At 71.0% G+C, this 11,501-nt stretch carries 11 protein-coding genes and 1 pseudogene; 8 read left to right on the top strand and 4 right to left on the bottom strand.

Translation table 11 applies throughout. The features are described 5' to 3' along the window. The first annotated feature begins 4 nt into the window (after positions 1-4). Complete coding sequence (locus tag ACQUS7_RS12710; protein WP_435124843.1) at positions 5-1,465, top strand: DHH family phosphoesterase; 1,461 nt, start codon at positions 5-7, stop codon at positions 1,463-1,465. A 90-nt stretch (positions 1,466-1,555) separates the two neighbouring features. Further along, the gene (locus ACQUS7_RS12705; RefSeq protein WP_435124846.1) at positions 1,556-2,359 is read left to right on the top strand and encodes a CBS domain-containing protein; all 804 of its coding nucleotides are present in this window, start codon (positions 1,556-1,558) and stop codon (positions 2,357-2,359) included. A gap of 66 nt (positions 2,360-2,425) precedes the next feature. On the opposite strand, the gene ACQUS7_RS12700 is transcribed toward ACQUS7_RS12705, so the two are convergent. Together ACQUS7_RS12700 and ACQUS7_RS12695 are read right to left on the bottom strand one after the other, a co-directional pair. Continuing rightward, on the bottom strand, positions 2,426-2,653 hold the full coding sequence (locus ACQUS7_RS12700) for a DUF7543 family protein (RefSeq protein ID WP_435124849.1): 228 nt from the start codon (positions 2,651-2,653) through the stop codon (positions 2,426-2,428). 85 nt (positions 2,654-2,738) lie between these two features. Beyond that, positions 2,739-3,716, bottom strand: a complete 978-nt coding sequence (locus tag ACQUS7_RS12695; RefSeq protein WP_435124851.1) for an aldo/keto reductase — start codon at positions 3,714-3,716, stop codon at positions 2,739-2,741. A gap of 119 nt (positions 3,717-3,835) precedes the next feature. Here ACQUS7_RS12695 and ACQUS7_RS12690 point away from each other — a divergent pair, with 119 nt between their 5' ends. Further along, on the top strand, positions 3,836-5,224 hold the full coding sequence (locus tag ACQUS7_RS12690; protein WP_435147473.1) for a hypothetical protein: 1,389 nt from the start codon (positions 3,836-3,838) through the stop codon (positions 5,222-5,224). A 131-nt stretch (positions 5,225-5,355) separates the two neighbouring features. Beyond that, positions 5,356-7,032, top strand: coding sequence for an acyl-CoA synthetase (locus ACQUS7_RS12685; protein WP_435147471.1), 1,677 nt, complete (start codon positions 5,356-5,358; stop codon positions 7,030-7,032). Between the two features lie 52 nt (positions 7,033-7,084). Here ACQUS7_RS12685 and ACQUS7_RS12680 read toward each other — a convergent pair whose 3' ends face one another. Further along, positions 7,085-7,714: a hypothetical protein gene (locus ACQUS7_RS12680; protein ID WP_435124859.1), complete on the bottom strand. Its 630-nt coding sequence runs from the start codon at positions 7,712-7,714 to the stop codon at positions 7,085-7,087. A gap of 92 nt (positions 7,715-7,806) precedes the next feature. Here ACQUS7_RS12680 and ACQUS7_RS12675 point away from each other — a divergent pair, with 92 nt between their 5' ends. From ACQUS7_RS12675 to ACQUS7_RS12665, 3 genes are all read left to right on the top strand, one after another. Continuing rightward, a complete protein-coding gene (locus ACQUS7_RS12675; RefSeq protein ID WP_435124861.1) occupies positions 7,807-8,031 on the top strand; it encodes a zinc ribbon domain-containing protein in 225 nt (74 codons plus the stop codon). Continuing rightward, positions 8,031-8,207 (top strand): hypothetical protein, encoded by a 177-nt coding sequence (locus ACQUS7_RS12670; protein ID WP_435147468.1) that lies wholly within the window; start codon positions 8,031-8,033, stop codon positions 8,205-8,207. Before ACQUS7_RS12675 ends, ACQUS7_RS12670 begins: the two co-directional genes overlap by 1 nt. A 133-nt stretch (positions 8,208-8,340) precedes the next feature. Next, the gene (locus ACQUS7_RS12665) at positions 8,341-9,852 is read left to right on the top strand and encodes a cryptochrome/photolyase family protein (protein ID WP_435147466.1); all 1,512 of its coding nucleotides are present in this window, start codon (positions 8,341-8,343) and stop codon (positions 9,850-9,852) included. A gap of 131 nt (positions 9,853-9,983) precedes the next feature. On the opposite strand, the pseudogene ACQUS7_RS12660 reads toward ACQUS7_RS12665, so the two are convergent. Then, positions 9,984-10,361, bottom strand: a pseudogene (locus ACQUS7_RS12660) (CopG family ribbon-helix-helix protein); the annotation flags it as partial. Positions 10,362-10,462: 101 nt separating this feature from the next. Here ACQUS7_RS12660 and ACQUS7_RS12655 point away from each other — a divergent pair. Beyond that, positions 10,463-11,485, top strand: a complete 1,023-nt coding sequence (locus ACQUS7_RS12655) for a hypothetical protein (protein WP_435147464.1) — start codon at positions 10,463-10,465, stop codon at positions 11,483-11,485. Positions 11,486-11,501: the final 16 nt, after the last annotated feature.

The following is an 11,501-nucleotide window of genomic DNA, read 5'->3' as shown; positions in this document are numbered from 1 at the left end:
CGCTGTGATGCGACGGCTCGTGCTCGGCTGCGGCACCGTCGGCCACGACATCGTGGAGTCGCTGGTCGGCCAGTCCGGCCGGCTCCACGTCGTGACCGCCGACAGCGGCCGGGCGACCGCGCTGCGCGACGAGAACGTCAGCGCCGTCGAGGCCGACCCGTCCGACCCGTCGAACTACCCGGACCGGGCGGACGTCGTCGTCGTCGGCGGAAGCAGCGCCGCCGTCAACGTCGCGGCGACGCGGAACGCGCGGCGCCGCTACCCGGACGCGTTCGTCCTGGCGTACGCCGGCGACGACGCCGACGACGCTGACTTGGCGGCGCTCGACGACGACGCTGACCGCGTCGTCGACCCGGTGGCGCGGACGTCAGAGCGCGTGCTGGCGGCGGCGACCGGCGAGCACGCCAGCCGGATGCGGCGGCTGCTCCGCGCGCTCCGGTCGGTCCCCGGGAAGCTCGCGGTGATGGCGCACGACAACCCCGACCCGGACGCAATCGCGTCCGCGGTCGCGCTGGTCAGGCTCGCGTCGTTCGCCGGCGTCGACGCCGAGCCGTGCTACTACGGCGACATCTCCCACCAGGAGAACCGGGCGCTCGTGAACCTGCTCGGCATCGAGATGCGGCAGCTCGACCCGGACGCCGACCCGCGCGAGGAGTTCGGCGGCTTCGCGCTCGTCGACCACTCCCGGCCCGGCGTCAACGACAGCCTCCCGGAGGACGTCCGGCCGGCGGTCGTCGTCGACCATCACCCGCCGCGTCAGCCCGTCGCCGGCGGCTTCATCGACCTGCGGTCGGAGGTCGGCGCCACCTCCACGCTCCTCGCGGAGTACCTCGACCGGTTCGGCGTCGACCTCGACGAGACGACGGCGACCGCGCTGCTGTACGGCGTCCGAATCGACACGAAGGACTTCACGCGGGAGGTGTCCGAGGCGGACTTCGACGCGGCCGCGTACCTGCTGCCGCACACCGACAAGTCGGTGCTCGAACGGGTGGAGTCGCCGAGCGTGAGCGCCGAGGTGCTCGACGTGCTGGCGCGCGCAATCGAGGAGCGCGAACAGCGCGGCTCCGCCGTCGCCTCCTGCGTCGGCGAACTCCGCGACCGCGACGCGCTCGCGCAGGCCGCAGAGCAGCTGTTGAACATGGAGGGCGTGAACACGACGCTGGTGTACGGCTACCGCGACGGCGTCGTCTACGTCTCCGGGCGGACCCGCGGCGCCGACGTCGACCTCGGCGAGACGCTCCGGGACGCGCTCGACCAGATCGGCTCCGCCGGCGGCCACGCCGACATGGCGGGCGCGCAGGTCCCGCTCGGCATCCTCGCGGACGTCGAGGACGGCTCGAAGGAGACGCTCACCGACGTCGTCCGCGACATCATCGCCGGCCGGTTCTTCGAGACGCTCGAAGACGCCCCGGCGGCGCCGACCCCGGCGGCCGACCGCGCAGTCACCTTCCCCGAGGAGGACTGACGGCCGCGGTTCGGGCGGCTCCGGGCGGCCGCGACGCGCTGCTCCGTACGGAAACCATTACCGTCGTCGGGGCCGTCTCTCCGGCACGTGATGAGTGACTCCGGGTACGCGGTGTCGCGGCCGACGGTCGACGAGTACATGACTCGGGACGTCGCGACGGTGTCGCCGGACGACTCGGTGCGGGAGGTCGCAGAGCGCATCGCAGAGAGCGACGAGCACAACGGCTTCCCGGTCACCGACGGCCGAACCGTCGTCGGGTTCGTGTCGGCGCGCGACCTGCTGTTGGCGGACGAGGACGCGAGGCTGTTCACGGTGATGACCGACGACATCATCGTGGCGCACCCGGACATGAAGGTGAACGACGCGGCGCGCGTGATTCTGCGGTCCGGCATCCAGAAGCTCCCGGTGGTGGACGACGCCGGAAACCTCGTCGGCATCATCTCGAACACGGACGTCATCCGCAGCCAGATCGAGCGGGCGACCCCGGAGAAGGTCGGGAAGCTGATGCGGACGCTCGAGGAGATTCACGGCATCGAGGTGGACGAGGAGCGCCGCACCGTCGACCTGTCCGAACTGGTGCCGACGCAGGCGCGCGTGTACGCCGACGAACTGGAGGGGCGGCGGTACGAACTGGAACGCGGCCTCTCGGAGCCACTGGTCGTCATCGACAACGACGGGACGCTGGTGCTCGCCGACGGCCACCACCGCGTGAAGGCGGCCGCGCGGCTCGACGTCGACGAGATGGACGCGTACGTCATCGTCATCGACGACGCCGTCGACCTCGGGATGCTGAAGACCGCTGAGAAAGAGGGGCTCGAAACCATCGACGACATCGACGTCGTCGACTACGCGCGCCACCCGCTGGTGGAGACCACGAAGCGGTTCCAGGAGTAACCCGGAGCGGCGGCGCGCAGGCGGCGCGCAGGTCAGGCGGGTCGTCTTCGGCTCACCGGTCGCCGGTCACTCGGTGTCGAACTCGGCTTTCCACGCCTCGACGAGGTCGACCGCGGCGTCCCGGTCGGCGACGGTTTCGTGGCGGTAGGCGGCGCCGTCTGCGGCCTGCTTCAGCCGGTCGACCCTGACCGTGTAGCCGCCGTCGGCGCGTTCGCGGAGCCGAATCGTGGCGTAGCCGTCGTCGCGCTCCCACTCCTCGTAGTCGCCGTCGGCGTCGACGGAGTCCCAGCTCATACGGACGCGTCGCCGCCGCGGCCCCTGAATCCGCCGGTTCTCGCCGCGGCGACGGCGCCGACCCCGGCGGTTCGCCGCACGGCGGTCACTCGTGGCCGGAGACGCGGACCGGCTCGTACGGCTCTTCGAGGTAGGCGACGTCGCTCGCCGTCAGCGTGACGTCGAGCGCTTCGACGGCGTCTTCGAGGTGTTCGACGCTCGTCGTACCGACGATGGGCGCGTCCACGCTGTCCTTCTGGAACAGCCACGCCAGCCCGATTTGCGCCATCTTCACGCCTTTCTCCGCGGCGAGCTCCTGGACGCGTTCGTTGACTTCGCGGCCGCCGCCCTCCAGGTACGGGTGTTCGCGGGCGTACGAGTCGCTCTTGCCGCGCGTCGTCGACTCGGCTTCCTCGTGGGGCCGGGCGAGCCAGCCGCGCGCGAGCGGCGACCACGGGATGACGCCGACGTTCTCCCGGTCGCACAGCGGCAGCATCTCGCGCTCCTCCTCGCGGTACAGGAGGTTGTAGTGGTTCTGCATCGTCACGAACCGTTCGAGCCCGAGGCGGTCGCTGGCGTGGAGCGCCTCCGCGAACTGGTGTGCCCACATCGACGACGCGCCGACGTACCGCGTCTTTCCGCGCCGGACCGCGTCGTCGAGCGCCCGCAGCGTCGTCTCGATGGGCGTGTCGTCGTCCCAGCGGTGCGTCTGGTAGAGGTCGACCGTCTCCATGCCGAGCCTGTCGAGGCTCGCGTCGAGTTCCTGCTCGATGGCTTTCCGCGACAGCCCGCCGGAGTTCCGGTTGTCCGGGTCCATCTGGAAGTAGCCCTTGGTGGCGACGACGAACCGGTCGCGGTCGTAGCCGTCGAGCGCCTCGCCGAGCACCCGCTCGGACTCGCCGGCCGAGTACATGTTCGCGGTGTCGAAGAAGTTCACGCCGAGGTCGATTGCGCGCTCTACCAGTTCCTTTCCCGCCTCCTCGTCGAGCACCCAGTCGCGCCAGTCCGGGTCGCCGAAGCTCATGCAGCCGAGACAGATCTTCGACACCTCCATGCCCGTGTCGCCGAGCGTCGTGTACTCCATGGGCGGCCGGACGGCCGGAGTCCCCAAAAACCCGGGCGTCCGTGAGCGGCCGGCGGCCGGGGACGGGAGCCGACGGAATTTCGGGCTTGACGGACGCGCCGCGTCACGGTTCAGCCGTCATGTGGGAAACAGGTCCCGACCGTGACGAACCGGAGTGGCGCGAAGTCCCGACGCCGTTCAGCCAGACGCTGTTCGACGTGGTCGACACGACCGACGGCCCGTACGCCATCGGCGCGGGCGGCACGCTGGTCGCCGACCGCGGCGACGGCTGGGAGGTCGTCCTCGACGACGGCCCGAACGCCCGCGAGAACCAGCTCCGCGCGCTCGACGTCACCGACGACGGGAAGCGCGTCTGGTTCCTCGGCTCGTCGGGCGCCGTCGGCATGTACGACGTCACCCAGCAGAAGAAGTACGACTACTCCTACCCGAAACAGAAGACGTCGACGTGGGAGGGAATCGCCGTCGCCGGCGAGTCCGGCACGGAGAAGGGGTTGATGGCGAACGGCTCCGGCGAAATCATGCCGTTCGTCATCGACGGCTTCGACGTCGACTGGGAGCAGGTCGCCACGCCGGCCGGGAAGGCCTCGAAGGTCGCCGCGCTCGCGGCGTCGTCCGACGGCGTCGGCTACGCCATCGACACCTCCGGCAACGCCTACCGAACAACCGAGGACGACGGCTGGAAAGACATCGGCATCGTCAACGCCCAGGTGAAGTTCTACGACGTCTACGCCGGACAGAACCGCGTCTACGTCGCCGGCGGCGACGGCCGACTGTACCGCCGCGACGACTCCTACCACGGCTGGACGCCGATTTCGGTGACCGACAAGACCGCGCTCCGCTCGTTCGACGTCGAACCCCACGACGACGGCAGCCGCGAGATGGTGGTGCTCGGCAACAGCGGCGCCATCTTCCACCGCACCGGCGACGAGCGCTGGGAGCGCGTGCACACCCCGGTGTCCGCCGACCTCTACTCGCTGTCGCTCGGCGAGACGGACGTCGCCGTCGGCGCCAGCGGCACCGTCGTCGAGCGCGCGGCCGCGCCGCGCCAGCACGGCACCAGCCCGGACGGCGACAACTTCGACGACACCGGCGAGAACCAGGACGCCGACCAGTATCAGGCGGGCGAATCCGGCACCTCGCGGCACGCCGACGACGGCGCGCCGAACGGGTCGTCGGGTGGCTCCTCGGGAGATACGTCGGGCGGAACGTCGGGCGGAACGTCGGGAGATACGTCGGGGGGAACATCGGGTGATACGTCAGGCAGCACGTCGGGTGGCACGGCCGGCGGAACGTCGGACGGCTCGCCGGATTCGTCGGCTGACGGGTCACGGCAGTCGGGCTCCGGGTCGTCGACCGGCGGGGGGCAGCCGTCCGGACCGAACGCACGGGCGCTCGACGACCTGAGCGTCGAGCAACTGCGGCGGCTGAAGGGGAGCAGCGACGTCTACGTCTACCGCGACAGCGACGGGACCGACGAGGACGCGGCGCTGTTCGACGAGGACGAGTAGCGGCCGTCGTCGCAGATGCCCCGACTTCTTCGCGCTGCCCGCTCGGCCCGACGCGTCGCCCGGTGGTTCGTCCCCCTGTGGCGTGCCATCACCACCCAAATTATTATTCCGGATAGAAACCACTGTCCGGTATGGCAGTCAGCTACGAGGAGGCGGTGGCGGAGTTCGAGTGGGACATCCCGGACGACTACACGCTCCCGTCGGTCATCGAACGGCACGCCGACGAGTTCGGCGACCGCGTCGCCGTGACGTTCCTCGACGACGACGGCGCCCGCGAGCAGCGGACGTACGCGGACGTCCGCGACGACATGAACCGGTTCGCGAACGCGCTCGCGGACCGCGGCGTCGGCGAGGGCGACCGGGTCATGCACCTGTTCCCGCGGCACCCGGACGCGTTCGCGGTACAGCTCGGCGTCCTGAAACGCGGCGCGCTCGTCGTCCCGTGCTCGTCGATGCTGAAGCCGAAAGACATCGCGTTCCGCGCGTCGGACTGCGAGGCGACGACGGCGGTCGTCCACGACGACCTCACCGACATGGTCGAGCCGGTCGTCGACGACACGCCGCTCGACCGACTCATCCGGCTCGGCGGCGACGACGCCGACGGCGCCGACGACGGAGCCGGCGACTGGGAGTCGTTCGCGGCGCTGCTCGACGGCGAGTCCACGAGCCACGACGGCCCCGACGTCGGCGCAGCCGACCCGATGAGCATCAACTACACGTCCGGGACGACCGGGCAGCCGAAGCCGGTGCTCCACAAGCACCGGTGGCTGCGCGCGTTCGAACTCGTGAACGCGCCGTACTGGTGGGGCGTCACCGCCGACGGCGAGTCCGCGCCCGGCAGCGACGGCGACGTCGACCTCTCGGAGGAGCTGCTGTGGGCGACCACCGGCACCGGCTGGGCGAAGTGGTTCTGGTCGCCGGTCGGCGTCGGCCTCACGGTCGGCGCGTCGCAGCTGCTGTACGACGGCGAGTTCGACCCGGACGCGTTCCTCTCCGTGATGGCCGAGGAGGGCGTGACGCGGCTGTGCGCCGTCCCGACGCAGTACCGGATGTTCACGCAGACGGACCTCTCGGCGTACGACCTGTCGCTGACCGAGGCGGTGTCGGCCGGCGAGCCGCTGAACCGCGAACCCATCGAGGCGATGCAGGAGGCGTTCGGCATCACGCCGCGGGACGGCTACGGGCAGACCGAGACGGTCGCGCTCGTCACGAACTACCCCGGAATCGACGTGAAGGAGGGGTCGATGGGGAAGCCGACGCCGGGGCTCGGCACGACGCTCATCGACACCGAAGAGGAGGAGCCGGTGGAGCCGGGGACCATCGGCGAAATCGCGGTGCCGGTCGACTGCCCCGGCATCTTCGACGGCTACTACGAGAAGCCGGCGCTCGACGAGAAGACGTTCGCCGGCGACTACTACCGCACCGGCGACCTCGCCCGCGTCGACGAGGACGGCTACCTGTTCTTCGAGGGCCGCGCCGACGACATCATCCTCTCGGCCGGCTACCGCATCGGCCCGTTCGAGGTGGAAGACGCGCTCGTCTCGCACGACGCCGTCGCGGAGGCGGCCGCGGTCGCGTCGCCGCACGAGGAGCGCGGGAACGTCGTGAAGGCGTACGTCGTCCTCGCCGACGGCCGCGACGGCTCCGAGGCGCTCACCGAGGAGCTCCAAGCGTACATGAAAGCGGAGACGGCGCCGTACAAGTACCCGCGAAGAATCGAGTACGTCGACGAACTCCCGAAGACGTCGTCCGGGAAGACGCGCCGCATCGAACTGCGGAAGCGCGAAGAGCGGAAGTTCGGCGAGTAAGCCGCCGGGCGCCGCCGCGTTCGGTTTCTGCCGCGTTCGGTTTCTCCCGGCGTCAGTAGACGTCGGCGTCGACGAGGGCGCGCCGGATGCGGTCGCGGAGGTCGAAGTCGTCGATGCCGGACAGCCGCGGGTACACCGTGACGACGGTCGGCGGGTCGACGAGCAGCACGGCCTCCGTCTCGGTGTCCACGTACACCTCGCGGTCGTAGTCGACGTCAACGTGGACCGACCGGTCCAGCAGCGCCGCCGCGTCGGGCGGGTCGCCGCCGACCCGTTCGCGCCACCGGTCGCGGGCGTGCCCGGAGAGGTGCGGCGCCGCGTCCCCGGCGTCGACGTCGAGGTCGTCGCCGAACGCCGCGCGGACCTCGTCGGCGACCCAGTCTTCGAGGAAGCGCCACGCGCCGTACTCGTCGGCGACGTTCACGACGTGCGCCGCGGCCGACTCGCCGTACAGGTCGCCCTCGACGAGGCTCGTGATGCCGCCGTCGGCGTCCAGCAGCGCGGTCTGGGTGGTGTCGTCGCCGTCGAGGTAGACGACGAGGCCGCGCGAGTCGACGCCGATGCGTCGGTCGTACCGCGAGAGGAAGCCGTGGGCGTCGTAGCGGCCGAGGCCGTTCCCGTTGGTGTCGACCGGCTCCGGGTCGTCGACCAGCACCGCCGCGAGCGCGTCGTCCGCAGACATCACCCGCCTGTCGGTGCCGAAGCCGGGAATACCTGCCGTCCCGGCGCGAAGCCGGAAGAAAACTTATCACGGACGCGGAACGTCGGCCCCGTATGGCATCCGAGCCCTCCATCGGCGACGACAGCGGCTGCCCGAAGTGCGGCCACACGGACGCGGAAGTCGGCACGATGTCGACGACCGGCGGCGGCCTCAGCAAAATGTTCGACATTCAGACAAATAAGTTCAAGGTGGTGTCGTGTACGAACTGCGGCTACTCCGAGCTGTACCGCGACGTCGGCTCCCGCGGCGGCGACCTCGTCGACGTGTTCCTCGGCTGATGGTCGAAGCCGCGGCGGCCGTCCTGCTGTTCGTGCTGCTCGGGGTGGGCGCGCCGCTCGTGCTGTACGCGCTGGTCCGCGAGGAACGCCGACGCGACGCGGAGACCGTCTCGGACCGCGAGTCGGCCGAGCGCGCCGCCCGGCGCGACGTCGACGACGACCGACCCGACCGCTGACGGCGCTGCCGAGCGAGGTTCGTGCGGCCCCGGCGGCGACCCGGCCACGTGCACTCGGTCCCGGGTCACCCTCAACGGTTTTGAGGGCGGCGTCCGACGCGGGAGTAATGGCTTCGACGGCCGGTCGACGCGAATGACGCTCTGGCTCCTCGGCGACCAGTTGTACCCGGAGGCCGCCCCGCTCCAGCGACACGACTCCGTCCTGCTGGTTGAGGCGCACGAGTTCGCCGACCGGCTGGCGTACCACCCGCAGAAGCTGACGCTGCTGTTCGCCGCGATGCGGCACGCCCGCGACGACCTGCGGGACCGCGGCGTCGACGTGACGTACCTGCGGGCGGCGACGTTCGGCGACGCGCTCGACGACTACTTCGCGGCGAACCCGGGCGCGTCGCTGACCGTGATGCGGCCGTCCAGCCACGGCGCCGCAGACCGGCTCCGCGAACTCGTCGAGTCGCGCGGCGGCAGCCTCTCGGTCGTCGCCTCGGACCTGTTCGTGACGTCGCCGGCGGAGTGGGACCGGTGGACCGACGGCCGCGGCGACGGCTACCGCCAGGAGCAGTGGTACCGGCACGTCCGCCGGGAGACGGGCGTGCTGATGGACGGCGACGACCCGGTCGGCGGCGACTGGAACTACGACGAACAGAACCGCGAGACGCCGCCGGACGACTGGGACGCGCCGCCGCTGCCGACGTTCGAGCCCGACGACCTCACCCGCGAGGTCCACGCGTTCGTCACCGAGCGGTACGGCGACCACTGGGGCGACGCCGACCTCGACGGCTTCCCGTGGCCCGTCACCCGGTCGGAGGCGCTCGCCGCGCTCGACCAGTTCGTCGAGACGCGGCTCCCCGCGTTCGGGCCGTACCAGGACGCGATGCTGCAGGGGGAGTGGGCGCTCGCGCACTCGCTGCTGTCGCCGGCGCTCAACCTCGGCCTGCTCCACCCGCGGGAGGTGGTCGACGCCGCGACGGCCGCCTACCGCGACGGCGACGCGGACGTCCCGCTGCAGTCCGTCGAGGGGTTCGTCCGGCAGCTACTCGGCTGGCGCGAGTTCATGCGGCACGCCTACCGGGAGGCGATGCCGGGGCTCGCCGACGCGAACCAGCTCGGCCAGGAGCGCGACCTCCCGCCGCTGTACTGGACCGGCGACACCGACATGGCGTGTCTCTCCGCGGCCGTCGGGCACGTGCGGCGGCGCGGCTACGCTCACCACATCGAGCGGCTGATGGTGCTGTCGAACTTCGCGCTGCTGTACGGCGTCGACCCGGCGGCGCTCAACAGGTGGTTCCACCTCGGCTTCGTCGACGCGTTCCACTGGGTGACGACGCCGAACGTCGTCGGCATGGGGAGTTTCGGGACGGACCTGGTCTCCTCGAAGCCGTACGCGGCGTCCGCGAACTACGTGAACCGGATGAGCGACCACTGCGCGTCCTGCCCGTACGACCCGGACGAGACGACCGGCGAGGACGCCTGCCCGTTCAACAGCCTCTACTGGGACTTCCTGCGCGAACACGAGGAAACGCTGCGCGGCACCGGCCGGATGGGGCTCGTCTATCACCACGTCGACGACAAAGACGACGCTGAGTGGCGCGCCATCCGCGACCGCGCCGCCGACGTCAGGGCCGACGCCGCGAACGGCGACCTCTAAGCGTCGCTTCGGCCGTGGCTGTGGCCGTCGTCGCCGTCGTCGCCATGGCTGTGTCCGTGGCCGTCACTCTCGTCGCTGTGGCCGTCGTCGTCGTGGCTTTCGTCGTCGCCGTTCTGGCTGCCGTCGGCGACGAGCGAGAGGACGCGGACGCGCTGCACCTCGTCGAAGTCGCGGAGCCGGTAGACGAGTTCGCGGACGCGGGCGGCGTCGCCGGCGCAGAAGGCGGTTTCGAGACACCAGCCCTCCCGGTGGACGTGGCTCGTCGTCGTGATGACGTCCTGGTAGTCGTGCTGGACGCGGTGGAGTTGGCCGACCACGTCGTCGTGGAGGTAGTCGTAGGCGACGACGGCGGTGACGTCGCCGGCGGCGTCTTCGAGCCGCGTGTGGCGCTCGACGTACTCCTGCATCGCTTCGCGGACGGCGCGCGACCGCGAGTCGAACCCCTCCGCGTCGGCGACGTCGTCGAACGCCGCGAGCACGTCGTCCGGGACGTTCAGGCTGGTCCGCATGCCTCCTCCTCCGTGCCGCCGCCGGTTCGGCGTTTCGGTATTACCGACCCGGCGATTCGGTCATAACAGCCGTTTTCCGTCGGTGCCGCCGACGGTCCGTCGTGATTCACGACGTCGCTCCCGGCTTACTCGTCGGCGCGCTGGCGCTCGGCGCGGTCCACGGCGCCGAACCGGGCCACGGCTGGCCCGTCGCCGCCGCGTACGCCTTCGACCGCACGAACAGCTGGCTCTCCGGGCTCGCCGCCGGCCTCGTCATCGGCGTCGGCCACCTCGTCTCCAGTCTCGCGGTCGTCGGCATCTTCTTCCTCCTCAAGACGCAGATACCGATGGACGGCCTCTCCGACCCGCTGCACGTGCTCGGCGTCGCCATCGGGTCCCCGATCGGCGTCTTCGCCGGCGTCCTCCTCGTCCTGCTCGGCGTCCGCGAGTACCGCGGCGGCGGGCACTCGCACGGCCACGACGACCAGCACTCACACGGCCACTCACACGGCCACTCGCACGGCCACGACGAAGGCCAGAACCATTCACACGGCGACGCGTCGGCGGACGAGCAGCCGGCGGACGGCCCCGGCCGCCTGCACCGCGACGTCGACGTCGCTCACGGCGTCGGTCACTCGCACAGCCACGACGGCCACGGTGACGGCGGCCACGGCGACGACTCCGGCCACCATACCCACGACCACGACGACTCCGGTCACCATACCCACGACGACCACAGCCACCACGACCACTCGCACGGAGACGGCGGCGTGTTCGGGCGGCTGACCGCGGCGCTCCCGTTCGTCGGCGGCGACGGCAGCGGTTCCGGCCACGGCCACGGCCACGACGCGCTGTCGGCGGACGACGGCCTGTACGGCATCGCGGTCTCCGCGTTCGTGCTCGGCTTCGCCCACGAGGAGGAGTTCGAAATCATCGCCATCTGCGCCGGGTCACAGCACTGTCTCGGGCTGATGCTGGCGTACGCCGGCACCGTCGTCGGCGTCATCACCGCGCTCACGCTCCTGCTCGTCGCCGGCTACACGCGCTTCGAAGACCGGATGGACCGCTACTCCGAGCACTTCCCGACGGTGTCGGCGGTCGTCCTCGTCGCCATGGGCGTCGGCTTCCTGCTCGGCGTGCTCTGAGGCGTCCGGCGACGCG

This window comes from Halobaculum sp. P14, from assembly GCF_051195155.1.
GTDB lineage: Archaea > Halobacteriota > Halobacteria > Halobacteriales > Haloferacaceae > JBNTKA01.
Note: the sequence above shows the minus strand (reverse complement) of the source record. Positions and strands in the feature narration are given on the sequence as shown.